The organism is Haemophilus sp. Marseille-P9675, from assembly GCF_916862695.1.
Classification (GTDB): Bacteria; Pseudomonadota; Gammaproteobacteria; order Enterobacterales; family Pasteurellaceae; genus Haemophilus; species Haemophilus haemolyticus_K.
Genome location: NZ_CAKASP010000008.1, coordinates 1 through 26,346, shown reverse-complemented (window position 1 = coordinate 26,346; position 26,346 = coordinate 1). Strand labels below are relative to the sequence as shown.

Genomic DNA, 26,346 nt, shown 5'->3' with positions numbered 1-26,346 from the left:
ATGAAACCTTATCTCATTGCCCCCTCTATTCTGTCTGCCGATCTTGCTCGACTTGGAGATGATGTACAACGTGTGCTTAATGCTGGCGCAGATGTCATTCATTTCGATGTGATGGATAACCATTATGTGCCTAATCTCACTTTTGGCCCCGCAGTATGCCAGTCCTTACGGGATTATGGGATTACCGCGCCAATTGATGTACATTTAATGGTAAAACCTGTGGATAGAATTATTCCTGACTTTGCCAAAGCTGGGGCAAACTATATTACATTTCATCCAGAATCTAGCGAACATATTGACCGCACTTTACAACTCATTCGTGATCACGGTTGTAAATCTGGTTTAGTTTTTAACCCCGCAACACCACTAAGTTATTTAGATTATGTGTTAGACAAAATTGACATTGTATTATTAATGTCAGTAAACCCAGGTTTTGGTGGTCAATCCTTTATTCCTGCAACCTTACAAAAACTTCAACAAGCACGTAAAATTATTGATAACAGTGGCTATGATATTCGTCTCGAAGTTGATGGTGGTGTTAAAGTCGATAATATTGCAGAAATTGCTGCTGCAGGTGCTGATATGTTTGTGGCGGGCTCAGCCATTTTTGGAAAATCCGATTATAGACAAGTAATAGATCAAATGCGTACACAATTATCAAATATGAAAGCCCAATAATATTTTTAGAAGAGATAACAAATGAATACACAATTTAAACTTATTGGATTTGATTTAGACGGAACCTTAGTAAATAGCCTGCCAGATTTAGCCTTATCAGTAAACTCTGCATTAACTGAATTTAGCTTACCTCAAGCATCCGAAGAATTAGTACTCACTTGGATTGGCAACGGTGCACCTGTCTTAATTGCCCGAGCATTAGATTGGGCTTGTGCTCAAAGCGGTCGAGAATTAACAGTGTCTGAGATTGAAAAAGTAAAAGCGCGGTTTAATTTTTACTACGGTGAAAATTTATGCAATATCAGCCGTTTATATCCCAATGTGAAGGAAACTTTAGAAAATTTAAAAGAAAAAGGCTATACGCTTGCAGTCGTAACAAATAAGCCAACACGTCATGTTCAACCTGTGTTGTCCGCATTTAGTATTGATCATTTATTTAGCGAAATGCTTGGTGGACAATCACTACCTGCAATCAAACCCAATCCAGGGCCACTTTATTATTTATGTGGGAAATTCGGTGTTGAACCACGCCAAATACTTTTTGTTGGTGATTCTAAAAATGATATTCTTGCTGCACACGCAGCAGGTTGCCCCGCTGTCGGATTAACCTATGGGTATAACTATAATATGCCTATTAGCGATTCCAACCCAGATTGGGTATTCGATGATTTTTCTCAGTTACTAACAATTTTGTAAGATATCTTTAAAATAGGGCGGCAGTTTTCCGCCCTAACTCAATCTAAAGATTCAACATTCCTTCCAACGTTTCCTGCGCAATCATCCAATCTGCTTCCACTATTTCTAACGACTTTTTCACTGTCACTTGTTCATTCAAAAGTGCGGTTAATTTTTCTTTATTTTCTGCATTATAAAGCTCTGAATCCGACAGCTGATTTTCGATCTCTACAAGTTGTTGAGAGTACTTATCCATTTTGTCTTCCAACTGAACAATTTTTTTACGAAATGGTGCGGTTTGTTGACGTAATTCCGCCTCACGGCGTTTTTGTTCTTTACGATTTTGGTTAGAAGTAGCATTTTCTGTAGCTTCAATTTCATCATTAGATTTGGATATCAATTGACTATTTTGTTCGGTTAACCATTTCTGATAATCGTCTAAGTCCCCCTTAAATTCTTCCACTTGTTTATCATGTACTAAATAAAATTCTTCTACCGTATTACGTAGTAAATGACGATCGTGAGAGACAACAACTAGCGAACCTTCGTAATCAACCAAGGCTTCTGTTAAAGCTTGGCGCATATCTAAATCCAAGTGGTTAGTTGGCTCATCCAATAACAGCAAATTTGGGCGTTGCCATACAATTAATGCTAAAACTAATCTCGCTTTTTCACCACCGGAAAAGGACTTCACCGCTTGATTCACTTTATCTCCGTGAAAAGCAAAACTACCAAGATAATCACGTACCTGTTGTTCAGTTTGTTCTGGTGCGATTTTTTGCATATGCCAAAGCGCAGATTCTTCCGCACGAAGCGTATCCAACTGATGTTGAGCAAAATAACCAAGCTGTACACCTTTAGCAAGTTGAACATTGCCTGAAAGTGCGGTCAGCTCTCCAGCTAAAAGTTTAATCAAAGTTGATTTACCTGCACCATTTTTCCCCAATAAACCAATGCGTGAACCTGGCACAAGATTAAGTTTAATTTTACTCAAAATTTCAACCACACTTTCCCCTTCTCCATAACCCGCACTAGCTTGTTCAATCATCACTAAAGGGCTTGGCAAAGTAGCAGGGGAACGAAATGCAAAGGTGAAGGGATTATCTGCATAAGCTGGTGCAATAAGTTCCATTCGTTCTAACGCTTTCACTCGACTTTGCGCCTGTTTTGCCTTAGTCGCTTTTGCCTTAAAGCGATCAATATAGTTTTGTAAATGAGCAATTTTTTGTTGTTGCTGTCGATACATCGCAACCTGTTGTGCAAGTTTAGTCGCGCGCTGCACCTCAAAAGACGAATAATCACCGGTGTATTCATTCAGTTTTTGATGTTCAATATGCAAAATTTTATTCACGATCGGATCAAGAAAATCACGGTCGTGAGAAATCAGCACCAATGTACCTTGATAATTCACTAACCAACGTTCCAACCAAATCACTGCCTCCAAATCTAAGTGGTTCGTCGGCTCATCAAGTAACAATAAATCTGACGGGCAAAGCAACGCCTGTGCTAAATTCAATCTCATTCGCCAACCACCGGAGAAGGATTTCACAGCATGACTGGTTTCTACCTGAGTAAAGCCCAAACCATGTAAAAGTGTTTCCGCACGAGAGCGAATTGTCCACGCATTAATAGCATCAAGTCTATCGTGAATACGTGCAATCGCATTACCATCGTTTTGTTCATTCGCCCAAGCTAATTCTTGCTGTAAGCGGCAATATTCTCGATCACCTTGAATTACATAATCAATTGCAGAAACATCCAGTGCAGGCGTTTCTTGATTCACCCAAGATACCGCCCAATTTGATGGATAAGTCACATCTCCGCCTTCTGGCTGAAGTTCTTTTTTTAACAACGCCAAAAGAGAGGATTTACCACAACCATTTTTACCCACTAAACCAACTTTTTGTTTAGGGGTAATCGTAGCTACCGCATTGTCGAGTAATTCCGTTTGTCCACGCTTTAAGGAAATATTATTAAATACAATCATTTTTCTAAAACACATCTTAATTTTTGCTTATTTTGCAACATTATGTTCAATATGCAAAACTTATTACAAAATCAATTTCAATCAGTAAGAAATAACTACTTACGGCAGATTTATTTTGTTGTTACTAGGCAAATTAGGTAGAATAAGCCAAATTTTATACTGGAGATTATGAATGAAAAAACAAGCAATTTTAGCCGCACTTTTAGGTACATTCTTACTAACAGGATGTGCAAATAAACCTGATGGAGAACGTAATGACTCCCTTGAAGGGTTCAATAGAACAATGTGGAAGTTTAACTATAATGTGATGGATCGTTATGTTCTTGAACCTGTAGCTAAGGGCTGGAATAATTACGTCCCTAAGCGCGTTTCTTCAGGCCTTACAAGTATGGCGAACAATCTTGATGAGCCTGTAAGCTTTGTAAACCGATTAATTGAAGGTGAACCGAAAAAAGCCTTTGTACATTTTAACCGTTTTTGGATCAACACTATATTTGGTTTAGGTGGTTTTGTTGATTTTGCGAGTGCAAGTAAAGAATTACGCATTGATCACCAACGCGGATTTGGTGAAACACTTGGAAGCTATGGCGTTGATGCTGGCACATATATTGTTTTACCTATCTATAATGCCACTACACCGCGCCAATTAACTGGTGCCGTAGTAGATGCCGCTTATATGTATCCTTTCTGGGAATGGATAGGCGGGCCATGGTCCCTCGTTAAATATGGTGTTCAAGCTGTAGATACCCGTGCTAAAAATCTCGATAACGCAGAGCTATTACGTCAAGCCCAAGATCCATACGTAACATTTCGCGAGGCTTATTACCAAAATCTTCAATTCAAGGTCAGTAATGGAAAATCTGAAGATCATCAAGAGACACTTCCTGATGATGTGCTAAAAGAAATTGATCAATAAACAAAAGTGCGGTAATTTTCTCCGCACTTTCATCAATCAAGGAGAAAACCATGACAACAATTATTCATACCGAGCATGCCCCTGCAGCAATTGGCCCTTATGTTCAAGCCATTGATTTAGGCAATTTAGTACTTACATCGGGTCAAATTCCTGTCAATCCAACAACAGGAGATATACCAACAGATATCGTAGCGCAAGCACGCCAATCCTTAGAAAATATAAAAGCAATCATTGAACAAGCAGGTTTAACTGTAGCAGATATTGTCAAAACAACAGTTTTTGTAAAAGATCTCAATGACTTCGCAGCAGTAAATGCTGAATATGAACGTTTTTTCAAAGAAAATCATCATCCTCACTTTCCCGCACGCTCTTGCGTAGAAGTAGCGCGATTACCAAAAGATGTAGGGTTAGAAATTGAAGCCATTGCAATACGAAAATAATAACTTCTGCAACCAATTATCAAAAATGCGGTCATAAACTTGCGTGTTTCTGACCGCATTTTTATATAAATATTTCTATTCTACCTTGAATTTTAATAACCCTTCCCCACTAAAAGAGGAAGATTAATCCTAACTTAGAGAGAACATATTATGATGCGTATTCTTCTTTTCCTTGCTACCAATATGGCCGTTATGTTGGTGTTGGGAATTATTTTAAGTGTCACAGGTATAGCTGGAAACAGTACCAGTGGTATTTTAATTATGGCCTTACTATTTGGTTTTGCCGGATCTTTGATTTCTTTATTTCTGTCAAAAACAATGGCATTGCGTTCAGTTGATGGCGAAGTTATTACTCAACCTCGTAACCAAACAGAACATTGGTTAATGGACACCGTTGCTCGACAAGCACAACTTGCGGGGATTCCAATGCCAGAAGTAGCAATTTACCATTCACCAGATGTCAACGCTTTTGCAACAGGTGCAACAAAAAGTAATTCATTAGTCGCAGTGAGTACTGGCTTATTGAATAACATGACAGAAGCCGAAGCGGAAGCCGTACTTGCTCATGAGATTTCTCATATAGCAAATGGTGATATGGTAACTATGGCTTTATTACAAGGTGTGTTAAATACTTTTGTAATTTTCTTATCACGTATTATTGCAACAGCAGTCGCAAGCTCACGTAATAATAACGGTGAGGAAACGCGTAGTTCTAGCTTATATTTTTTAGTGTCAATGGTGTTAGAGATGGTATTTGGCGTACTTGCCAGCATTATTGCAATGTGGTTCTCACGTTATCGTGAATTTCGAGCCGATGCGGGTTCTGCAAGCCTTGTCGGCAAAGAAAAAATGATTATGGCATTACAGCGTTTACAACAATTACATGAACCACAAAACCTTGAAGGCTCACTCAATGCTTTCATGATTAACGGTAAACGTAGTGAACTCTTTATGAGTCATCCACCGCTTGAAAAACGCATTGAAGCATTACGTAATCTTTAAAAAATAGATAAAAAATCGGTCACCCTTTCATGATGACCGATTTTTTTATTTTCCTTTCTTCACCCAATATTTGAATGGCGGTGCTCCTACTTCACTTTGCAACAACGTATGATCCATAAATTGACAAAAACTAGGAATATCACGTGTTGTGGCCGGATCATCAGCAATAATAAGTAATACCTCTCCCTCATTTAAATGACGAATATTTTTACGTACAAGCATGACCGGTTCTGGGCAACGAAGCCCCATAGTATCAAGAGTTTGAGTAATAATAATTTCAGACATTTTCTTTTTTATCATTAAAAATGTGCGGTAAAAACCACAGTATTTTTACCGCCCTATATAACTTAGCTTAACGTCTTGGTAAATAACGAATAGGATCAACTGATTTACCTTTATAACGAATCTCAAAATGAAGTTTCACAGTATTTGTACCGGAGCTACCCATTTTTGCGATTTCTTGACCAGCTTTGACTTCTTGTTGATCGGTTACAAGAATTTTGTCGTTATGCGCATAAGCACTTAAGAAATCATCATTATGTTTGATGATGATTAAATTACCGTAACCACGTAAAGCATTGCCAGCATACACAACGCGACCTGATGCAGCTGCTTTTACAGACTGTCCACGAGAACCACTAATATCAATTCCTTTATTTCCACCATCAGTATCTGAGAAACCTTGGATAATATTACCTGAAGTCGGCCATTGCCATGCAACATTCGATGCGATTGGCGCAACAACATTGGCATTAATCGGTGTACTATTGGTGTTATCTACTGGCGTAGTTGGTACTGATGGCGTTGTCGCAGGAGCAACTGGTGTTGTCGCAACCGGTACCATTGCTGGTGCGCTATTCGCTACACCTGCACCAGATTTAATTGGGCCAATGATTGTTCCATCTGATCCTATTTGCGTACCGTTTGCGCCTGGCGTATAGGTGACTACCGATTCTGCTGGTGCTGTCGGTACAGCCGCAGTAGTTGTTGTCGTTGCTGCCGCAGGTTGTTTTACAGGAACCGTTGTTGTCACGGTTTTTGTACCACAATTAGAGATTTTTAAAGTTTGTCCTAGACTCAAACTATAAGGCTCAGTCATGTTGTTCAATGCAGCTAATTCTTTTACATCAATCCCCGCCAAGTAGGCTATTAAGAACATGGTATCGCCTTTGTTCACTTTATAGGTATTGCCTTTGTAAGAGCCTTTTTCAATTTGGCTATAATCTGGTGCATTGGTATTTGGATTGCGTGGAACATTAATATGTTGCGAACCTACGCAATCAGAAACAGTTTTAGTGATGGTTTTTGTTTGCACAGCTGGCGCTGGAGCTGGTGTTGGCGCTACTGGTTTTTGAGCTGGCTGAAACGCTGGCTGTGCAGGTTTAAATGCCGGCTGAGCAGGCGTCGCTGGCATAGTAGGCTGTTGATAGGTTGGTTGGAAATTTGGCTGTGGAGTTTGCATGCCTGTTGGTACGCCACCCATCGCGGGTACCGTGTTTTTTTGAATTTCAGGTTGCCAAGAACCACCCGCACTTTCACCATTTACGGGTTGCATGATACCAGGTGAAAGATTGCCATCAGCATTGCTGATTGGAGCGGGAGAATTAGAGGTACAAGCCGATAATACAACAAGACTCAAAGGGAGTAAGAGAAATGATTTTTTCATAGTAATTCCTTATTGTTCCTCTATTATTTCGTTTGCGCTGGCATTGTGTTTTTTTGAATTTCTGGCATAAAGCTACCGCCAGCAACAGCACCTGTGCCTTCTACTGGTTGCATGATGCCGTTTGGCAACGCGTCTGGATCTTTTACTTGTTCTGATGCACATCCAGCTAATACTAATCCAGTCATTAAAATAAGACCTAATTTATTCATTTTTTATCCTAGTTTTTCAATATAAAGTAAGTAATGACAGCCAGCACAACGACTGACCAACCAATAATTTCAATAGATCTTCGCAATTTTGCTGCGAATTTTTCACCGCCCCACGCGGCTAATTTTGCCACCAGCAAGAAACGCGCTAAACGTGAAACAAATGCCGTGATGGCAAAAGGGAAAAATGCCATTTGCATTACGCCAGAGCAGAGAGTAAACACCTTATAAGGAATTGGGCTAAACCCAGCCACAAACACAACTAATACGCCCCATTGCTCAAACCAATTTATGGCTTTTGCCCAATGCGCACTATATCCCCATTGTTGTACAATGTTTTCCACCCAGTCCGTTGCATAATAACCAATTGCATAACCGATAACCCCACCGATGACAGAAGAAATTGCCGTATAAAATGCAAATTTCACCGCACTTTTTGGCTTTGACATAGACATTGGGATCAACATCACATCAGGCGGAATAGGAAAAAATATCGCCTCGATAAAACTAACAAAAGAGAGCCAGAAAGTCGCAAAACGGTGCGTTGACCATTGCATGGTTTTATCGTACATCGTGCCGAAAATTTTCATATTTTTTCTCTATTTGGTAAAACGCGCCATTATTCCTGCTCTAACCAATCTTGTAAAGCTGAAAGTGAATGATGTGCAGTAAGATCTACCTGAATTGGCGTGATAGACACATAACCATTTTTCACCGCATGGAAATCTGTTCCCTCGCTTTCATCTTCGGGTAATGCTGAAGGGCCAATCCAATAAATGGTTTCATCTCTAGGATCCCTTTGTTTGATGACTTCTGCAGACGACGCACGGTAACCCAAGCGACATACCTTGTAACCCTTTAATTCTTCAAAAGGTAAATCCGGCACATTAATATTAATAATTTCACGAGGATTTAATAATTGATGATGTAATTTTGGAATGAGATCACACACCACTCGTGCTGCTGTTTCATAATGTTGACGACCATCTAACGAAACCGCAATAGCAGGCAAGCCTAAATGACGCCCTTCAAGAGCTGCTGCTAATGTGCCTGAATAAATCGTATCATCGCCCATATTACAACCCGCATTAATGCCCGATACCACTAAATCCACTTTGCCAGATAAAAATCCGTTTAATGCTAAATGTACACAATCTGCTGGCGTACCATTCACACAATAATCGCCATTGTCTAAATGGCGTGGGCGAAGTGGCTCCACTAATGTAAGCGAGCTTGATGCTGCACTTCGATTACGATCAGGTGCAACAACAATAACTTCTGCAATTTTTCTTAATTCAGTTGCTAAAACTTGAATGCCTTCCGCGTGAAAACCGTCATCATTACTGACTAAAATTCGCATTGTACTTCCTTATGCTTCTGTATAATTTACTAACTCACGAACTAATGCCGTGGCATAACTGCCCGCAGGCAAATAAAATTTCAAACGCAATCCTTCAGGCTCAAATGCCCAAGAAAACGCTTTTGCCTTCATTAATAATGGGCGACGCGCTGCCTTCATTCTCTCTTGTTTCATTAAAGGATCGAAAACTGAATGTTGATTTACGATTTCATTTTCAATATCACTTGCGGCCAACACATCTTCGCCAATTAAAGGGGCGGTGAGTAAAATATCTTGATTTTCTAACCGCACTTGCAAGGCATTTAAGTCTTCTTTTTCATCCGCTTTGAACCAACTGTGCGAACCGGATAATTGCACAATATCATTTGGCAAAACTTGATTTGTTGCGCTCTTTTCAATACGAGCTGCCACAACTAAATTAAAAATTTCACTGCGCGCGGCGGAAAGATAAAAACTACGTTTTTTGCGATCTTTTACCTTGATTTCCCCTTGCGCCCAACGCAATGCTTGCGTGAGGTTATGACCATCTCGACCAAAACGTTGTTCCGTAAAATAATTGGGGAAACCAAAATTTGCCACAAAATCTAACCGAGCTTTAAGCTCATCTGATTCTTCCGCACCGCGCAATAAAATATCGAAATAATTTCCCTCAAGGCTACCCGTGCGAATTTTTCGGTTATGTCGAGTAACCGTTAAAATCTCTACGCCATCTAATTCAAATTGACTGAAATCGGGCGTTTCCATTCCTGGCATTTGCAAACAAAACCATTGTTCTGTCACCGCTCGACGATCTTTCAACCCCGCATATCCCATATTGCGTTCAGAAACACCGGCAAATTTAGCTAATTTTTCGCCAACAAATAAGGTGTTGCAATCTGTTTTACGTACATACAACGCAACAAACTCACCTTCGCCTGACATTTCATAGCCTAAATGCTCTTTTACAATAAAATCCACACATTCAGCCTTTAAAAGTGCGGTGGTTTTTGGCGGTGTTTTTAATGCCAAATAAGGGAGTTGTTCGAGCATGGTTAGGGTTCTTTTTTATAGAAAACAATTGCACGAAATTTTATGCGACTTTTAGTGATTTATCCACTAAAATAACCGCACTTTTGTTCTTGTTGAAGGATTTTATTATGTCAAAATTGGCTGAATTACAAGCAGAAACCCGTGAAATTATCGCTGATTTACTTAACGATGGTAGTGACCCGGATGCGCTTTACATTATTGAGCATCACATTGCTCATCACGATTTTGATTTATTAGAAAAAATCGCCGTAGATGCTTTTAAAGCCGGTTATGAAGTTTCCGAAGCAGAAGAATTTGAAGATGATGATGGCAAACCAATTTTTTGTTTTGACATTATCAGTGAAGTAGAATTAAAAGCGGAAATTATTGATGCGCAACAAAAAGAAATTCTTCCGTTATTAGAAAAACATAAAGGCATTTATGATGGTTGGGGCACCTATTTTGAAGACCCGAATGCTGATGACGATGAATACGGTGATGATGGGGAATTTTTTGATGACGAGGATGTCGAAGAGCCTCGTGTGCATTAATCATTCTTTTTAACCGCACTTGATAAGTGCGGTTATTTTTTTAGGAGTTTCAATATGAAATTAAAATCTCTTTCCTTGGCATTATTGGCATTGCCTCTTGCTTTGCCTGCATTGGCAGATAATTCTCAAAGTGCGGTGCAAAATAATATTGTTTCTTTTAATGCTGAAGTCGAAAAAGAAGTTTCACGAGATTTGTTACAAGTTACGCTTTTTTATCAGGCAGAAGGCACATCACTTTCAACCCTAAATAAAACAATCAATGAGAAATTAAGCAAAGCGCTTTCTATCGCGAAAAACGAAAGTGCCGTAGAAATCAAAGATCATTTTCGTCATACCAGTGTGCGTTATAACAATCAAGGCAAGCAATCTGGCTGGATTGATCGTGTGGAACTTGTATTAGAAAGCAAAGATTTCCAAGCTATCTCCAAAGTGATTAGCGAGCTTGATGGTGTTATGGCGGTGGAAAGTACGAATACACTTATTTCATCAGAAAAATTAATGAGTTTAGAAAATGAATTAACTCAAGCCGCATTGGATAAATTTAAAAACAAAGCTACATTAATTCAAAATTCATTGAATATGAAAGGCTATCAAATTTTAGATTTAGATGTGTCTTCCGTGAATGAACAAACCATGAGCCCACGACCTTATATGATGGCGATGGCAAAATCTGCCGATATAAGTGCGGTGGATCCTTCTAGCGATGCTTATCTTGAAAATAGTAAAGAGAAAATAAAAGCACGCATTAGTGCGCGAATTGCATTGCGTGCGGAATAATTTTCGCTACAATGGTACGACTTTTTTAACCGATTTTTTTATAAGGAAAACATAATGAAAGTAGCAAAAAATGTAGTGGTGAGCATTGCTTACCAAGTTCGCACACAAGATGGCGTATTGGTAGATGAAGCTCCAGCGAATCAACCACTAGAATATTTACAGGGCCATAATAATTTAGTGATCGGTCTTGAAAAAGCGCTTGAAGGTAAAGAAGTAGGCGACAAATTTGAAGTACGTGTACAACCTGAAGAGGGTTACGGTGCATATAGCGAAAATATGGTTCAACGTGTACCAAAGGATGTATTCCAAGGTGTTGATGAGCTTGAAGTAGGCATGCGTTTCTTAGCGGATACAGACATTGGTCCAGTTCCAGTGGTGATTACTGAAATCGATGGTGATGAAGTTGTCGTTGATGGAAATCACATGTTAGCGGGTCAAGAATTACACTTCACCGTTGAAGTTGTCGCAACGCGTGAAGCAACATTAGAAGAAATCGCACACGGCCACGTTCATGGCGCACATAGCCACCACCACGATGATGACGAAGAAGGTCACGGTTGTGGCTGTGGCGGTCATCACCACCATCACGACCATGATCACGAGCACAGCGGATGCTGCGGCGGTGGTCACGGGCATGGACACGGTCACGGCAGCTGTGGCTGTGGCGGTCATTAATTAAAAACAGCCGAAAACATTACCGCACTTTAGCAATGAAGTCTGCTATTGCTTTCTGAAATAAAAAACACGATGAGAAATCATCGTGTTTTTTTGTATCTTTGTATTAATACCTATCTTATAAAATATGGGCAAACTCTTCTAACATTTCTTTTGGCCATACGCTTGATTGTACTTCACCAATATGTTTTTTACGAAGTAAAAGCATCGCTAAGCGAGATTGGCCGATACCACCGCCGATAGTTAATGGTAATTTTCCGTTTAATAAATCTTGGTGCCAATCCATTTTTAAACGGTCTTCATCACCCGTTATACCAACTTGTAAACGTAATGCACTTTCATCTACGCGGATACCCATTGAGGAAAGTTCAAATGCTTTGCCTAATTGATCATTCCATACCAAAATATCACCGTTTAATCCTTTGTAGCCGTTTTCAGATTCAGTTGTCCAGTCATCATAGTCAGGTGCACGACCATCATGAGGTTTGCCATCTGAAAGTTTACCGCCAATCCCAATCAAGAATACTGCGCCGTATTCTTTACAAATTGCGTTTTCACGCTCTTTACTGCTTAAATCTGGATAGCGTTTTACTAAATCTTCGCTATGCACAAAGGTAATGTGTTTTGGAAGAATTGAAGGGATATCAAAGCGTGCTTCTACGGCTAATTCCGTTAAGCGAATAGCACGATAAATAGAATTTACCGTTTCTTTTAAGTATTCAAAATTACGACGACCTTCAGGAATCACTTTTTCCCAGTCCCATTGATCCACATAAACAGAGTGAGTTGGGTCAAGAGAGTCTTCATCTGGACGTAATGCTTTCATATGAACAAACAAGCCTTCGCCTTCTTTAAAATTGAAGCGAGCAAGGGTATGGCGTTTCCATTTAGCTAGGGAATGCACCACTTCAAATACTGCATTTGGAATACATTTCACGTTAACCTGAACGGCTTTTTCAATACCAGATAAGTTATCTTGCATTCCGTTACCCACTTGGCTCAAGATCGGACCTTGTACTTCAATAATGCCAAGTTGTTCAATAAGGTTTTGGGTGAAGGTATTCTTCACAAAGCTGATTTCTTGTTGTTGTAAAATAAATGTCTTTTTCATTTTTATAACCTTTTTAATCTGTTGTTTTATTTGTTAAGCATTATTTAATAAAATCGAGCATTATTTCAAGTATTTTATTTACTTTCTTTTATAAGTTAAATATTATCTAATCTAAGTTATAAAAATTAAATAAAATCTAAAGGAGATGATTTTATGCACAACATTGATAATTTAGATCAGCAAATCTTACGTGTACTCACCAAAGATGCGAGAACTCCCTATGCCGAAATGGCTAAAAACTTTGGTGTAAGCCCAGGAACAATCCATGTACGTGTAGAAAAAATGCGCCAATCCGGCATTATTGAAGGCACAAAAGTCATTATTGATGAACAAAAATTAGGTTATGACGTTTGCTGCTTTATAGGTATTATTTTGAAAAGTGCAAAAGACTACGAAAAAGTTATTAAAAAGTTAGAAAGTTTTGATGAAGTTGTTGAAGCCTATTACACAACTGGCAATTATTCAATTTTTCTGAAAGTAATGACACATACTATTGCAGAATTACATTCCGTTCTGGCAACTAAAATTCAGCTAATTGATGAGATTCAATCTACAGAAACACTGATTTCAATGCAAAATCCAATTTTAAGAGATATTAAGCCATAAAATAAAAATGCGGTGAACGTTTACCGCATTTTACTTGATAAGAAAACTATGCCTTCACATTCTCTTCCAAAAATGCCAATAGCTCATCTTTAGCAATCATTTTCTTTTCACCGGTAAGACGGTTCTTATATTCAATTTCACCGTTCTCTAGGTTTTTCTCTCCAATTACCACCATATGTGGCACGCCAATCAATTCCATATCAGCGAACATCACGCCCGGGCGTTCTTTACGATCATCAAAAATCACATCTACGCCTTGTGATTGTAAAATGCGGTAAAGTTCTTCAGAGTATTTTTGCACGGTTTCAGATTTGTGCATATTCATTGGCACGATTGCCACGGTGAATGGGGCGATTTCATCAGAAGGCCAGATGATACCGCGGTCGTCGTGGTGCTGTTCAATCGCAGAAGCTACCACGCGAGTCACGCCGATACCATAACAACCCATGGTCATTACAAGCGGTTTGCCGTCTTCGCCTTGCACGGTCGCTTTCATTGCTTCGGAGTATTTTTTGCCCAGTTGGAAGATGTGTCCAACCTCAATCCCACGTTTGATTTGAAGCACGCCTTTACCATCTGGGCTTGGGTCGCCTTCCACCACGTTACGCAAGTCGAACACTTCAGGCATTGCTACATCGCGTTCCCAGTTTACATTGAAATAATGTTTTCCATCGATATTCGCACCACAACTAAAATCAGACATTAACGCCACAGTGCGGTCAATAATTACTGGAATATTTAAATTCACAGGACCTAATGAACCAACTCCCGCACCAATTTTCCCTTTAATATCAGCTTCATCTGCAAACTCAAGAGGATCTGCTACTAATGGGTGTTTTTGTGCTTTGATTTCGTTTAACTCGTGGTCGCCGCGAATGATTAACGCTACAAGCGGTTGATTTTCGTCTGCGCCTTTCACAATCAAGGTTTTTACAGTTTTCGTAATTGGTAAGTTGAATTGCTCAACCAACTCTGCAATAGTTTTCGCATTTGGCGTATCCACCAATGTCATTTCTGCGGTTGGCGCTTGACGCTCACCGATAGCTACCGCTTCAGCAAGCTCAATATTCGCGGCAAAATCCGATTCTGTTGAGAATACCACGTCATCTTCACCGCTTGAAGCTAACACTTGGAACTCATGGGAAGCAGAACCACCAATAGACCCTGTATCCGCTTGTACCGCACGGAAATCTAAGCCTAAACGGTTAAAAATGTTACTGTACACTTGGTACATCACATCATAGGTTTCTTGCAAACTTTCTTGTGTAGTGTGAAACGAGTAGGCATCTTTCATAATAAATTCACGTGAACGCATCACACCAAAACGAGGACGTACTTCATCACGGAATTTGGTTTGAATTTGGTATAAATTAAGTGGAAGTTGTTTATATGAAGAAACTTCTCGGCGCACTAAATCAGTAATTACTTCTTCGTGAGTTGGACCAAGTACAAAGTTACGGTTTCCGCGGTCTTCGAAACGAAGGAGCTCAGGACCATATTGCTCCCAACGACCAGACTCTTCCCATAATTCCGCAGGTTGCACCACTGGCATTAATACCTCAATTGCACCACCTTTGTTCATCTCTTCGCGAATAATCTTTTCTACTTTTTTCAATACGCGAATACCCGTCGGCAACCAGTTATATAAACCTGATGCCATTGGGCGAATCATACCCGCACGCAACATTAATTGGTGGCTCACTACCTGAGCATCATTTGGCGTTTCTTTAAGGGTGGAAAATAAATATTGACTTGTACGCATTGTTTAACCTTAGATTCTAAGAACTGAAAAAATTGGCGTAAGTATAACAAAAAGTGCGGTGATTTTTAACCGCACTTTCGATACTTACTGATTATTTTGCGATTTCGCCAAAATTGCTTTATGTTCCTGAATCAATACCATAAACGGCTGGCCAAACCGTTCTAATTTGATAGAGCCCACACCATTAATTTGCAGCATTTCAATATTGCTTGTTGGCATATATTGTGCCATTTCTTGCAACGTCGCATCATTAAAGACAATGTACGGCGGAATATTTTCTTTATCGGCAATTTGTTTGCGTAAGAAACGCAAGCGTGCAAATAAATCCTTATCGTAATTTGCAACACCTTGACGTTGTGGATTATGGGCAATCTTACTAATTGCAGAAATACGAGGCATTGCCAGTTCCAATGGTTCCTCACCTTTCAAAATCGCTTTTGCACTTTCAGTAAGTTGTAACGTTGTATTTAATTCGCTAATGACCTGTTGCACAAAACCCAAATGGATAAGCTGACGAATGACAGACTGCCAATGCTCTTTGCTTTTATCTTTTCCAATGCCATATACTGAAAGTTTATCATGTTGGCGTTCAATAATTTTTTGATTGTGCATGCCACGCAGCACCGCAATCACATAATGTGCACCGAAACATTGTCCCACTCGATAAATAGTAGACATTACTTTTTGCGCATCGACTAATCCATCATATTTTTTAGGAGGATCAAGGCAAATATCACAATTATTGCACGGTGTTTGTCTATGCTCACCAAAATAATTGAGAAGCACTAAACGGCGACAGGTCTGGCTTTCTGCAAATTCACCAATAGCTTCTAATTTATGTTGCTCAATCTGACGCTGTGGCGTTTCTGTTTTTTCTAAAAGAATTTTTTGTAACCAAGCGTAATCCGCTGGCTCATAAAACAAAACCGCCTCAGCTGGTAAATCATCACGTCCCGCTCGCCCCGTTTCCTGATAGTAAGATTCAATGCTACGAGGTAAATCAAAATGGGCAACAAACCGTACATTGGATTTATTAATCCCCATTCCAAAAGCAATGGTTGCGACCACCACTTGAACATTATCACGCTGAAAATCTTGTTGCACGCGCTCACGCAGTGCCGTTTCCATTCCCGCATGATAAGCTGCAGCAGAGACGCCTTTATTGCGTAAACTTTCCGCAATTCGCTCAACCTTGTTCCGGCTGTTGCAATAAATAATCCCACTCTTGCCCTTTTGAACCAACACAAAACGCGTCAATTGCTCCATTGGTTTATATTTTTCTTCCAAGGTATAACGAATGTTTGGTCGATCAAAACTACCAATATATTTATGCGGATTTTCCAGCTTGAGGTGAGTCAAAATATCTTGGCGAGTGGCATAATCTGCTGTCGCGGTGAGCGCCATAATTGGCGCATGAGGGAAACTAGCTTTTAAACCGCCAAGCTGGGTATACTCAGGGCGAAAATCATGCCCCCATTGAGAAATGCAGTGTGCTTCATCAATCGCAATAAAGCTGACTTTACTATAAGAAATAAGTGGAAAGAAACTGTTCGTCATCACTTTTTCTGGCGACACATAAAGCAGTTTAAGTTGCCCAGAAATAAGCTTATTTTGTACTTGTTGCTGCTGTTCTAAAGTCTGACTAGAATTAAGAAAATCTGCCTCAATTCCATTAGCTTGAAGCTGATCTACTTGATCTTTCATCAAGGAAATCAGCGGAGAAATCACTAAAGTTAACCCCTCAAAACAAAGCGCGGGAATTTGGTAACAAAGCGATTTGCCATTCCCTGTTGCCATTACCACCAAAGCATCTTGTCCGTTTAATGCGGCATTGATGACTTCTTCCTGTCCTTTACGGAAAGATTGATAACCGAAAACCGATTTCAAAACAGAAAGTGCGGTCGGTTTTTCTATTATTTTTGGTGATAAAGGAGAATCAAGCATCTTAGAACTGCACGTTCTCGCCATGTGCAGCACAAGCTTCTACTAAACAATCCCAAAAACGTTTTCCGTCGTTAGAAACCCAGTCGCCATTTTTAAAAGCAAAATGAAAACCACCTAATTTACTCGCAATCCAAAGCTCAAGTAATGGTTCTTGCTTGTTAATCACTATTTGTGTGCGATTATCAAAGGTGATGGTAAATACTGAACCTTGCGTTTCACAATCTACATCCGCACCTTGCTCTTCTAATTCTTCTTCAATTTTTTGCCAAACTTGTTCAATATTTTGGTGAAATTCTGCAATATTCATAAAATGTTCCTATTTAAATCTGATAGAATGCGGCAAATTATAAAGCCTTTCTTAAACTTGTGAAAGGCGGATTTACCGATAAGTAAGAGAGAGAAAAATGAAAAAACTACTATCAATTTTAGTGCTTAGTACAATTTGCATTATGGCAACAGGATGTGGCGTGAAAGGTCCTTTATATTTCCCAGAAAAAGAACAAGCACAACAAACTAAATAAACCATTATCCAGTTACAATCCAAAAATAAAAAACAGGAACACAATATGAATTTCTTCCAATATAAAAATAATAAGCTTTATGCTGAAGATATTCCGGTTCAACAACTTGCTGAACAATTCGGTACACCTCTTTATGTATATTCTCGTGCAACGCTTGAACGCCATTGGCATGCTTTTGACTCAGCCTTCGGTAAGCATCCTCACTTAATTTGCTTTGCCGTAAAATCTTGCTCGAATATCGGCGTATTAAATATCATGGCAAAACTAGGTTCAGGTTTCGATATTGTCTCGCAAGGCGAACTTGAGCGTGTACTCGCCGCAGATGGAGATGCATCAAAAGTAGTCTTTTCGGGCGTTGCCAAATCCCGAGAAGAAATTATTCATGCACTAGAAGTTGGAATACGTTGCTTTAATGTGGAATCAGTTTCTGAACTCAAATACATTAACCATATCGCAGGCGAGATGGGGAAAATAGCGCCAATATCTTTACGAGTAAATCCAGATGTTGATGCGCATACACACCCTTATATCTCAACAGGATTAAAAGAAAATAAATTTGGTGTAAACGTAAATGAAGCTCGAGAGGTATATAAATTAGCCTCAACGTTGCCAAATATAAAAATAACAGGGATGGATTGCCACATAGGATCACAGCTCACTGAATTACAACCATTTTTAGATGCAACGGATCGCTTAATTGTCCTAATGGAACAATTAAAAGAAGATGGAATAAAATTAAAACATCTCGATCTGGGCGGTGGTTTAGGCGTGACTTATACGGATGAAACACCACCGCATCCAAGTGATTACGCGAATGCATTGTTAGAAAAACTACAAAATTATCCTGAACTTGAAATTATTCTTGAACCTGGCAGAGCGATTTCTGCAAATGCGGGAATTTTAGTGGCCAAAGTGCAATACCTAAAAAATAATGAAAGTCGTAATTTCGCGATTACCGACACTGGAATGAACGATATGATCCGCCCTGCATTGTATGAGGCTTATATGAATATCGTAGAAATTGACCGCACTTTAGCAAGAGAAAAAGCCATTTATGATGTTGTGGGGCCAGTTTGCGAAACGTCTGATTTCTTGGGTAAACAACGGGAACTTTCTATTTCTGAAGGTGATTATATTGCTCAATGCTCAGCTGGCGCCTATGGAGCAAGCATGTCATCAAACTATAACTCAAGACCTCGTACTGCAGAAGTTTTAGTAGATGGCGATAAATCTTATTTAATTCGTCGTCGAGAAACCTTACAGGAACTTTGGGCATTAGAGTCAACCATTTAATCACCTTTTGATTAAATTTTAATCTAACCATATAATTTATTCACTTATAATATACCTAAAAAACAGTAACTTTATGCGTAAAATCAAATTTCTATCGGTTCGTCATTGGAACTAATAGAAATTATTTATAAAATGGCACGTTTATCGTCACTAAGGGGGAATTTATGCAAGAAAAACTAAGCGTTTTATTAATTGACGATCATCCATTAATGCGTCGTGGCATTAAACAACTTATAGAATTAGACGATAACTTTGAAGTGGTGGCTGACGTAGGCAGTGGCACAGAAGGGATTTCCGTGGCATTACAAACATCACCTGATGTGATCATTTTAGATCTCAACATGAAAGGACTTTCAGGGTTAGATACGCTCAAAGGATTACGCGCAGAAGGCGTTGATGCGCGGATCCTAATTTTAACTGTCTCTGATGCTAAAAATGATATTTATACGTTAATTGACGCCGGCGCTGATGGCTATTTGCTAAAGGATACAGAACCCGAAACCTTACTAGAACAAATTAAGCAAATAGCGCAAGGTGAAGTGATCTTAAGTGATTCTATTAAAGATTTATTACTTGAACGAAGACATGAGCAAAATCCATTAGATAGCTTAACAGATCGTGAAATGGATGTACTTCGTCAAATTGCGACAGGATTATCAAACAAACAAATTGCAGCCCAACTTTTTATTTCAGAAGAAACCGTGAAAGTACATATTCGTAATTTATTACGTAAACTCAATGTGCACTCTCGTGTAGCCGCAACTGTACTCTTTTTTGAACAAAACAATAAATAGTTTACAAAAATGCGCAAGGTTAAAAAGCCAAGCGCATTTTTCTACTGAGCATTTTCTACTTGAATAAAGAATCCTTTATCATTCAAAATAACGCTGTAATCTGTTTGATAACTTTTTCCATCCGTCACCACTAAAGCATGGCAGCTTCGAATGCCTTTTTGTGGATAAAATTGCGTTTCTCTTGCTTGAAAAATTTGTTTCACCATCATACTGGTTTTAGTTGCATCTCCTTGCTGCTTAAATGCATCAGATAACACTTTTGATACAGAAAAATCATTACACTGTGGCACGATCACTGGCTTATAAACTGATTTGTCCTTTGCTGTTTTTTCATGTTTTGTTGAAACAACTGTTGTCGGTTTTTTCTCAATAGATACCTTAGGTTTCGAGCTAATTTGCTTTACCAAAGCTTTAGACTTTTTGTCTGTCAATTTCTCAACTTGTTTTTTATTCTTAGTACTATTTTTCTTGGTTAGAACTAATTTAGTTTCTTTCGTTTTTTTAGTTTGTTGTTTTTTATCCAAAGATTTAGTTACTACAATTTTTTTATTTATTTGATTTTTATGTACTGGTGCTGCAATAACTGATGTTGTAAAAAATGGCAACAATACCAAAATGAACATTATCAATTTTCTCATTCATGTCTCCTTAAACATAAAGTGCGGTTAAAATTAACCGCACTTTGAATGTTAAATTAAAAAATAAAGCGATAAATTAAAGGTAGTAGTGTTCTACGTAATTTAATTTATCATCTAGTTTTAACACTAAAGGTTGACCTGTTGGGATTTCAAAATCCATAATTTCAGCATCAGAAATACCAATAATATGTTTTGCTAATGCACGGAGTGAATTACCGTGAGCAACAACTAAAACGCGTTTACCAGAAAGCATTGCTGGTGCAATTTGATCTTCCCAGAATGGAAGTGCACGCTCTAAAGTAATTTTTAAGTTTTCTGCATTTGGCACAACGTCAGACGGAATATTTGCGTAACGACGGTCATTATGTGCAGAATTTGGATCTTGTGGATCTAAATCTGGTGGAGAAATGTCATAAGAACGACGCCAAATATGAACTTGTTCGTCACCGTATTGTTCCGCAGTCGCTTTTTTATCTAAACCTTGTAAAGCACCATAATGACGTTCATTTAAACGCCAGTTTTTCACTTGAGGAATCCATAATTGATGGGATTCTTCTAACACGATGTTACAAGTTTTGATTGCACGAGTTAGCACAGATGTAAATGCGATATCAAACTCATAGCCAGCATCTAATAATTTTTTGCCCGCTGCTTTTGCTTCTTCTACACCGCGTTCTGTTAAATTTACATCACGCCAGCCTGTGAACAAGTTTTTCGCATTCCATTCACTAAAACCGTGACGGATAAATACTAATTCCATAAGAATCTCCTAAAATTTAAGTAAAAGATAATTCACACTTTATAGCAAAAATTGAGTATGTTTAAAAGCAAAAAGGCGAGTTTTCCTGATCTTTAGCAAAAAATAGAGGCTAAACTTTTTCGCCTTTTAACAAATATGATAAGATTTGTGCGATTTTAAGAATTTAGGAAAAATTATGCAGTCTTCGGGATTAAACAAAAAAATATCGCCATTTTTCACCGCACTTTTTAGCTGCGGGTTGTTGATTTTTTCCCCAATAAGTCATGCTTCCGATCTTAACCAGATTCAAAAGCAAATTAAGCAACAAGAATCTAAAATTGCTGAACAAAAACGCGAGCAAGCTAAGTTACAAGCTAATTTGAAAAACCATGAAAGTAAAATTAATGCTGTCGTGGGGGAGTTACATGAAACAGAAATGAGCTTGAAAGAAATTCGTAAGCAAATTTCTGATTCAGATAAACAACTCAAACAATTGGAAAAACAAGAATCTGAACAAAAATCACGCTTAGCGAAACAAATGGATATGATTTATCGCTCAGGTTTAAATCCTTCCGTCATTGAAAGAATGTTTTCTAAAAATGCGGAAAAAGCAGAACGTATGAAAGTTTACTATCAACATTTAAACCAAGTTCGAATAGAAATAATTGATAGTTTAAAAGCAACACAAGCTCAAATTGTATCCCAAAAAGAATCAATTTTAGGTCAGCAAAAAAATCATCGAGATCAACTTTTAACGCAAAAAAAACAGCAACAAGAATTACAAAAATCACAACAAGAACGCCAATCTACGCTAAATGAACTTAATAAAAATTTAGCGAGAGATCAAAATAAATTGGATAGCCTAAAGGCTAATGAACAAGCGCTCCGTCAAGAAATTCAACGTGCGGAAAAAGTGGCCTTAGAACAAGAAAAAAGAGAGCGTGAAGCGCTTTCACAACGACAAAAAGCTGAAGAAAAAAGAACTTCAAAACCTTATCAACCGACAGCACAAGAACGTCAATTGCTTAACAGTACAAGTGGTTTAGGGATTGCCAAAAAACAATATTCAGCACCAGTTTCAGGGCCAACTTTACATAATTTTGGAACGATTCAGGCAGGTGAAGTTCGTTGGAAAGGCATGGTTATTGGTGCCTCCGCAGGAACTGCAGTCAAAGCCATTGCAGCTGGACGTGTAATTTTAGCTGGGTATTTGAATGGCTACGGTTATATGGTCATCGTTAAACATGGAGAAACCGACTTAAGTTTGTATGGTTTCAATCAAGCCGTATTGGTAAAAGTTGGTCAACTTGTTTCTGCTGGACAAACTATTGCTCAAGTAGGTAATACTGGTGAAATCTCTCGTTCCGCACTCTATTTTGGAATTAGCCGAAAAGGCACACCAGTGAATCCAGCTGGATGGATCCGTTAATGAAACTTCTCATAAAAAGTGCGGTGAAAAATTTCATCGTTTTTTCTACCGCACTTTATACTTCTATCTCCCTTGCGCAAAATAAACTTGCTATTGTTATTGATGATGTAGGCTATCATCTCAAAGAAGATGCGGCTATTTTTGCAATGCCGCGTGAAATTTCTGTAGCAATTATTCCTGCTGCGCCTAATGCTCGAGCACGAAATCAAGAAGCAAAATCTCAAGGTCGAGACATTTTAATTCATATGCCAATGCAACCAGTAAGTGCGGTGAAAATAGAAGATGGAGGACTACATTTAGGAATGTCTTCAGCGCAGGTCAATGATCGGGTAAATACCGCCAAAAATATCGTGAATTATGCCATTGGCATGAATAATCACATGGGTAGTGCAGCTACAGCGGATCCCCAATTAATGACTTATTTAATGACCGCACTTCAAGAAAAACATTTATTCTTTTTAGATAGTCGAACAATAGGAAAATCTGTAGCAGGAAAAATAGCAAAAGAACAAGGCGTTCGTTTCTTAGATCGTCATATATTTTTAGATGACAGTAACGAACTAGCTGACGTTCAACATCAATTTCAAGCTGCAATTCAATATGCAAGGAAACATGGTACAGCGATTGCGATAGGACATCCTCGCCCAAATACAATAGCAGTGTTACAAGCAGGAATTAACAATTTACCTGAAGATATCCAACTTGTTGGAATGGGCAACTTATGGCGTAATGAAAAAGTAACCCCGCCTAAACCATTTATTTTATTATTTACAGAAATGCCTGCACCAACCTCAATGGGACCTTTTGAACCCGTAGGATTACTACGTGGAATTCCAAAATAAAAACCTGATTTTAAAATCAGGTTTTCGTCTTATTTAGAAAGTGCATTTCTTAATTTACCTCGATGTCTTTCTAATAATGCCTTCGCCTCTAATTTTGATAAATTACTTAAAATCATCATAATTGCAAGCTTGGCATTTTGATCTGTTTCAATTAATGTCTGCTCAGCGAGCACTTTATCACAATCCGTTGCTTGCATCACAATGCGTACAGCGCGTGCTTTAAGCTTTTCATTACTGGCTTGTACATCGACCATCAAATTTTCGTAACATTTACCCAATAAAATCATACTTGCCGTAGTCAGCATATTCAGTACCATTTTTTGTGCGGTGCCAGATTTTAAGCGGCTAGAACCCGTCAATATTTCAGGGCCAACAATAGTCTCAATCACAATATCGGCTATCTCAGCCATCGCAGATTTTGGATTACTCGCAATACAAATTGTCAAAGCACCAAGAGATTTAGCGTACTGAAGACCTGCAATAACATAAGGTGTGCGGCCACTTGCAGCGATACCAACTAATACATCATTTTTTGAAAAATGAATACGCTGTAGATCATCAAGTACTGTTTTAGTATTATCTTCCGCACCTTCAACAGGATGACGAATAGCACGTTCCCCCCCCGCAATAATACCTTTGACCATTTCCGAAGATACACCAAATGTAGGAGGACATTCTGATGCATCCAATACGCCGAGACGACCGCTAGTCCCAGCCCCAATATATACTAGACGACCGCCCTGTTGAAAAGCATAAACGATTTTATCTACCGCTAACGAAATCTCAGGCAAACATGCTTCAATAGCTAAAGGAACTTGTTTATCTTCCTTATTCATTAATCGAACAATATCTAAAGCACTTTGACGATCAATATCAACTGAATTCGGATTTCGTTGTTCAGTAATTAATGTGGATAAATTTTTTAATATAATGTCATTCATATTTTGGCCTTAGTCTTTAGGAAAAATAGCCCCCAAACTAACCGCACTTTTTGCGCCAGTTACGCTAGGCAGGTTTGCTGGTAAATTGTTCATTCGGCAATAAGCCAACCAAGCAAAGGCAGCAGCTTCTACATAATCAATATCAAAACCTTGCTCTATCGTTGTACCAACCTGCCAATCGAGTAAATTATCATGCAATCCACGCATAATTAAGCTATTCTTTGCGCCGCCGCCACATACTAATAAACGTTTTGGTAAATCTGTTTGGAGTTGATTTAGTGCATTGACAATGCTTGTTACCGTCAATTCAACAAGCGTCGCTTGCACGTCTTCTGGGGATAATGTGATTTTGGAGCAAAGCGCGGTAAGTTTTTCAGATGTTTTTTCTACTTTGCCAATTAACCAATCAAGATTAAATAATTCTCTCCCTGTACTTTTTGGAGCAGGTAAAGAGAAAAAAGGTTCATTTAATAATTCATCAAGCAGAACTTGATTCATGTTGCCTTTTGAAGCCCAGTCACCATTTTTGTCATAGCGAAGGCCTTGGTGTTTTTCTATCCATTGATCTAATAATGTATTACCTGGACCTATATCAAACCCAATTACAGGTTGATTAGGCAACAATATCGAAACATTACTAATCCCACCAATATTTAAAACAACTGTAGCAAAATTAGCATTTGAGAATACAGCTTTATGGAAAGCGGGTACAAGAGGAGCCCCTTGTCCGCCTAAAGCCATATCTTTACGACGAAAATCACCAATAACCGATATTCTCGTCTTAGCTGCCAATAAATTCATATCGCCTAGTTGCATCGTGAAAGGAAATGCAGAAGCAGGAGAATGCCATACTGTCTGTCCATGACAACCAATAGCTTCAATTTGACTTGGAATAAGATTATATTTTTGTAGAAAGCTATGTACACAATCACAATACAGTAAAGCAAGCTCATGATCGAGTTCGCCTAAATTTTGTAGAGTTGTTTCACCAATTTGAATGAGTTTGGTTAATTTCTGACATAAATTTTCTGGCATAGGAAAAAAATCAGATAAGATAAGTCGAGGCTCTAGAGAAAAATCAACGAGAGCAACATCCACTCCATCTAGACTAGTTCCAGACATCATGCCAAGATAATATTGAGGTTTCATACTAATTATTTTTATATTTAAAACTTGATAATTATATATCTAATTCAAAAAGAAAAATAAAAAGAATTATTAAATAATATAAAAAAGGTATGAGTATAAATATATTTTATGATCAATTGAAAAGAATATTTTAATGGCAGGGGCGGAGAGGCTCGAACTCCCAACACCCGGTTTTGGAGACCGGTGCTCTACCAATTGAACTACGCCCCTATTGGTATGAATAAATTGGCGGAATGGACGGGACTCGAACCCGCGACCCCCTGCGTGACAGGCAGGTATTCTAACCAGCTGAACTACCACTCCGCTAAGTATGGTAATTGGCAGTGCCTTACTCTCACATGGGGATACCCCACACTACCATCAGCGTTACAACATTTCACTTCTGAGTTCGGTATGGTATCAGGTGGATCTATTGCACTATCTCTGCCAAAAATTTTTTATTTTTTTAATTTACTCAAGGAATAAACTAAAAAAATAAACCTGGCGGTGCCCTACTCTCACATGGGGAAGCCCCACACTACCATCGGCATTACAGCGTTTCACTTCTGAGTTCGGTATGGTGTCAGGTGGTTCCACCGCACTATCGCCGCCAGGATAATTCTTTGATAACTTTTATTCTAACTTCTATCTATGTTC

At 38.7% G+C, this 26,346-nt stretch carries 29 protein-coding genes, 2 tRNA genes and 2 rRNA genes; 14 read left to right on the top strand and 19 right to left on the bottom strand.

What is annotated here, in order from left to right; translation table 11 throughout:
• Together rpe and LIX50_RS09005 are read left to right on the top strand one after the other, a co-directional pair.
• Positions 1 to 678, top strand: coding sequence for a ribulose-phosphate 3-epimerase (rpe, locus tag LIX50_RS09010; protein ID WP_048953099.1), 678 nt, complete (start codon positions 1 to 3; stop codon positions 676 to 678).
• Between the two features lie 21 nt (positions 679 to 699).
• Positions 700 to 1,374, top strand: a complete 675-nt coding sequence (locus tag LIX50_RS09005; RefSeq protein WP_226385943.1) for a phosphoglycolate phosphatase — start codon at positions 700 to 702, stop codon at positions 1,372 to 1,374.
• A 43-nt stretch (positions 1,375 to 1,417) separates the two neighbouring features.
• Here the strand turns inward: LIX50_RS09005 and LIX50_RS09000 are convergent, their stop codons facing one another.
• Positions 1,418 to 3,340 (bottom strand): ABC transporter ATP-binding protein, encoded by a 1,923-nt coding sequence (locus LIX50_RS09000; RefSeq protein ID WP_048953123.1) that lies wholly within the window; start codon positions 3,338 to 3,340, stop codon positions 1,418 to 1,420.
• A 172-nt stretch (positions 3,341 to 3,512) separates the two neighbouring features.
• On the opposite strand from LIX50_RS09000, the gene LIX50_RS08995 reads away from it, so the two are divergent.
• The 3 genes from LIX50_RS08995 to htpX all read left to right on the top strand — a co-directional run bounded on the left by LIX50_RS08995 (position 3,513) and on the right by htpX (position 5,698).
• A complete protein-coding gene (locus LIX50_RS08995) occupies positions 3,513 to 4,256 on the top strand; it encodes a VacJ family lipoprotein (RefSeq protein WP_048953101.1) in 744 nt (247 codons plus the stop codon).
• A gap of 50 nt (positions 4,257 to 4,306) precedes the next feature.
• Positions 4,307 to 4,696, top strand: coding sequence for a RidA family protein (locus tag LIX50_RS08990; protein ID WP_048953102.1), 390 nt, complete (start codon positions 4,307 to 4,309; stop codon positions 4,694 to 4,696).
• A 147-nt stretch (positions 4,697 to 4,843) separates the two neighbouring features.
• Positions 4,844 to 5,698 (top strand): protease HtpX, encoded by an 855-nt coding sequence (gene htpX, locus LIX50_RS08985; protein WP_164994248.1) that lies wholly within the window; start codon positions 4,844 to 4,846, stop codon positions 5,696 to 5,698.
• A gap of 45 nt (positions 5,699 to 5,743) precedes the next feature.
• Here the strand turns inward: htpX and tusA are convergent, their stop codons facing one another.
• The 6 genes from tusA to truD all read right to left on the bottom strand — a co-directional run bounded on the left by tusA (position 5,744) and on the right by truD (position 9,959).
• On the bottom strand, positions 5,744 to 5,983 hold the full coding sequence (tusA, locus tag LIX50_RS08980; RefSeq protein WP_048953104.1) for a sulfurtransferase TusA: 240 nt from the start codon (positions 5,981 to 5,983) through the stop codon (positions 5,744 to 5,746).
• 67 nt (positions 5,984 to 6,050) lie between these two features.
• Entirely contained in the window at positions 6,051 to 7,364 is a 1,314-nt protein-coding gene (nlpD, locus tag LIX50_RS08975; protein ID WP_048953105.1) for a murein hydrolase activator NlpD, read from the bottom strand.
• A 23-nt stretch (positions 7,365 to 7,387) separates the two neighbouring features.
• Positions 7,388 to 7,573, bottom strand: coding sequence for a hypothetical protein (locus LIX50_RS08970; RefSeq protein WP_048953106.1), 186 nt, complete (start codon positions 7,571 to 7,573; stop codon positions 7,388 to 7,390).
• An 8-nt stretch (positions 7,574 to 7,581) separates the two neighbouring features.
• A complete protein-coding gene (locus tag LIX50_RS08965; protein WP_048953107.1) occupies positions 7,582 to 8,160 on the bottom strand; it encodes a YqaA family protein in 579 nt (192 codons plus the stop codon).
• A 29-nt stretch (positions 8,161 to 8,189) separates the two neighbouring features.
• Positions 8,190 to 8,930, bottom strand: coding sequence for a 5'/3'-nucleotidase SurE (gene surE / locus LIX50_RS08960; protein WP_048953108.1), 741 nt, complete (start codon positions 8,928 to 8,930; stop codon positions 8,190 to 8,192).
• A gap of 9 nt (positions 8,931 to 8,939) precedes the next feature.
• Positions 8,940 to 9,959, bottom strand: coding sequence for a tRNA pseudouridine(13) synthase TruD (truD, locus tag LIX50_RS08955; RefSeq protein WP_048953109.1), 1,020 nt, complete (start codon positions 9,957 to 9,959; stop codon positions 8,940 to 8,942).
• Positions 9,960 to 10,066: 107 nt separating this feature from the next.
• Between truD and rraB the strand changes: the two genes are divergently transcribed.
• Genes rraB through slyD form a run of 3 tightly spaced genes read left to right on the top strand, consistent with a single transcriptional unit; the run spans position 10,067 to position 11,941 of the window.
• Positions 10,067 to 10,489 carry a ribonuclease E inhibitor RraB gene (rraB, locus tag LIX50_RS08950; RefSeq protein ID WP_005638439.1) on the top strand — a complete coding sequence of 141 codons (423 nt, stop codon included), beginning with the start codon at positions 10,067 to 10,069 and terminating at the stop codon, positions 10,487 to 10,489.
• A 54-nt stretch (positions 10,490 to 10,543) separates the two neighbouring features.
• Positions 10,544 to 11,266 carry an SIMPL domain-containing protein gene (locus tag LIX50_RS08945; protein ID WP_048953110.1) on the top strand — a complete coding sequence of 241 codons (723 nt, stop codon included), beginning with the start codon at positions 10,544 to 10,546 and terminating at the stop codon, positions 11,264 to 11,266.
• 54 nt (positions 11,267 to 11,320) lie between these two features.
• Complete coding sequence (slyD, locus tag LIX50_RS08940) at positions 11,321 to 11,941, top strand: peptidylprolyl isomerase (protein ID WP_005644067.1); 621 nt, start codon at positions 11,321 to 11,323, stop codon at positions 11,939 to 11,941.
• Between the two features lie 118 nt (positions 11,942 to 12,059).
• Here slyD and asnA read toward each other — a convergent pair whose 3' ends face one another.
• Entirely contained in the window at positions 12,060 to 13,052 is a 993-nt protein-coding gene (gene asnA, locus LIX50_RS08935; RefSeq protein ID WP_048953111.1) for an aspartate--ammonia ligase, read from the bottom strand.
• Between the two features lie 153 nt (positions 13,053 to 13,205).
• Between asnA and asnC the strand changes: the two genes are divergently transcribed.
• Positions 13,206 to 13,658 carry a transcriptional regulator AsnC gene (gene asnC / locus LIX50_RS08930; protein WP_048953112.1) on the top strand — a complete coding sequence of 151 codons (453 nt, stop codon included), beginning with the start codon at positions 13,206 to 13,208 and terminating at the stop codon, positions 13,656 to 13,658.
• A 46-nt stretch (positions 13,659 to 13,704) separates the two neighbouring features.
• On the opposite strand, the gene proS is transcribed toward asnC, so the two are convergent.
• The 3 genes from proS to cyaY form a co-directional block, all read right to left on the bottom strand.
• A complete protein-coding gene (proS, locus tag LIX50_RS08925; protein ID WP_048953113.1) occupies positions 13,705 to 15,420 on the bottom strand; it encodes a proline--tRNA ligase in 1,716 nt (571 codons plus the stop codon).
• 84 nt (positions 15,421 to 15,504) lie between these two features.
• Positions 15,505 to 17,364, bottom strand: coding sequence for a DNA helicase RecQ (gene recQ / locus LIX50_RS08920; protein ID WP_048953114.1), 1,860 nt, complete (start codon positions 17,362 to 17,364; stop codon positions 15,505 to 15,507).
• A 1-nt stretch (position 17,365) separates the two neighbouring features.
• Complete coding sequence (gene cyaY, locus LIX50_RS08915; RefSeq protein WP_005643206.1) at positions 17,366 to 17,671, bottom strand: iron donor protein CyaY; 306 nt, start codon at positions 17,669 to 17,671, stop codon at positions 17,366 to 17,368.
• Between the two features lie 97 nt (positions 17,672 to 17,768).
• On the opposite strand from cyaY, the gene lptM reads away from it, so the two are divergent.
• The 3 genes from lptM to LIX50_RS08900 all read left to right on the top strand — a co-directional run bounded on the left by lptM (position 17,769) and on the right by LIX50_RS08900 (position 19,972).
• Positions 17,769 to 17,885 (top strand): LPS translocon maturation chaperone LptM, encoded by a 117-nt coding sequence (gene lptM, locus LIX50_RS08910; protein WP_080351536.1) that lies wholly within the window; start codon positions 17,769 to 17,771, stop codon positions 17,883 to 17,885.
• A gap of 45 nt (positions 17,886 to 17,930) precedes the next feature.
• The gene (gene lysA, locus LIX50_RS08905) at positions 17,931 to 19,178 is read left to right on the top strand and encodes a diaminopimelate decarboxylase (protein WP_048953115.1); all 1,248 of its coding nucleotides are present in this window, start codon (positions 17,931 to 17,933) and stop codon (positions 19,176 to 19,178) included.
• 164 nt (positions 19,179 to 19,342) lie between these two features.
• On the top strand, positions 19,343 to 19,972 hold the full coding sequence (locus tag LIX50_RS08900) for a response regulator (protein WP_048953116.1): 630 nt from the start codon (positions 19,343 to 19,345) through the stop codon (positions 19,970 to 19,972).
• 41 nt (positions 19,973 to 20,013) lie between these two features.
• Here the strand turns inward: LIX50_RS08900 and LIX50_RS08895 are convergent, their stop codons facing one another.
• Complete coding sequence (locus LIX50_RS08895) at positions 20,014 to 20,610, bottom strand: hypothetical protein (protein WP_048953117.1); 597 nt, start codon at positions 20,608 to 20,610, stop codon at positions 20,014 to 20,016.
• 76 nt (positions 20,611 to 20,686) lie between these two features.
• The gene (locus LIX50_RS08890) at positions 20,687 to 21,370 is read right to left on the bottom strand and encodes a 2,3-diphosphoglycerate-dependent phosphoglycerate mutase (protein ID WP_005625827.1); all 684 of its coding nucleotides are present in this window, start codon (positions 21,368 to 21,370) and stop codon (positions 20,687 to 20,689) included.
• A gap of 175 nt (positions 21,371 to 21,545) precedes the next feature.
• On the opposite strand from LIX50_RS08890, the gene envC reads away from it, so the two are divergent.
• Entirely contained in the window at positions 21,546 to 22,778 is a 1,233-nt protein-coding gene (gene envC / locus LIX50_RS08885) for a murein hydrolase activator EnvC (RefSeq protein ID WP_048953119.1), read from the top strand.
• Positions 22,778 to 23,620, top strand: a complete 843-nt coding sequence (locus tag LIX50_RS08880) for a divergent polysaccharide deacetylase family protein (protein WP_048953120.1) — start codon at positions 22,778 to 22,780, stop codon at positions 23,618 to 23,620. The genes envC and LIX50_RS08880 overlap by 1 nt, the downstream gene beginning before the upstream one ends.
• Before the next feature lie 29 nt (positions 23,621 to 23,649).
• Here the strand turns inward: LIX50_RS08880 and murQ are convergent, their stop codons facing one another.
• The 6 genes from murQ to rrf (LIX50_RS08850) form a co-directional block, all read right to left on the bottom strand.
• A complete protein-coding gene (murQ, locus tag LIX50_RS08875) occupies positions 23,650 to 24,561 on the bottom strand; it encodes an N-acetylmuramic acid 6-phosphate etherase (protein ID WP_048953121.1) in 912 nt (303 codons plus the stop codon).
• 9 nt (positions 24,562 to 24,570) lie between these two features.
• A complete protein-coding gene (locus tag LIX50_RS08870; RefSeq protein WP_048953122.1) occupies positions 24,571 to 25,710 on the bottom strand; it encodes an anhydro-N-acetylmuramic acid kinase in 1,140 nt (379 codons plus the stop codon).
• 134 nt (positions 25,711 to 25,844) lie between these two features.
• A tRNA-Trp gene (locus LIX50_RS08865) sits at positions 25,845 to 25,920 on the bottom strand.
• Between the two features lie 16 nt (positions 25,921 to 25,936).
• Positions 25,937 to 26,013 (bottom strand) — tRNA-Asp (locus LIX50_RS08860).
• Positions 26,014 to 26,025: 12 nt separating this feature from the next.
• A 5S ribosomal RNA gene (gene rrf, locus LIX50_RS08855) occupies positions 26,026 to 26,141 on the bottom strand.
• A gap of 47 nt (positions 26,142 to 26,188) precedes the next feature.
• Positions 26,189 to 26,304: ribosomal RNA gene (gene rrf, locus LIX50_RS08850) — 5S ribosomal RNA — on the bottom strand.
• Positions 26,305 to 26,346: the final 42 nt, after the last annotated feature.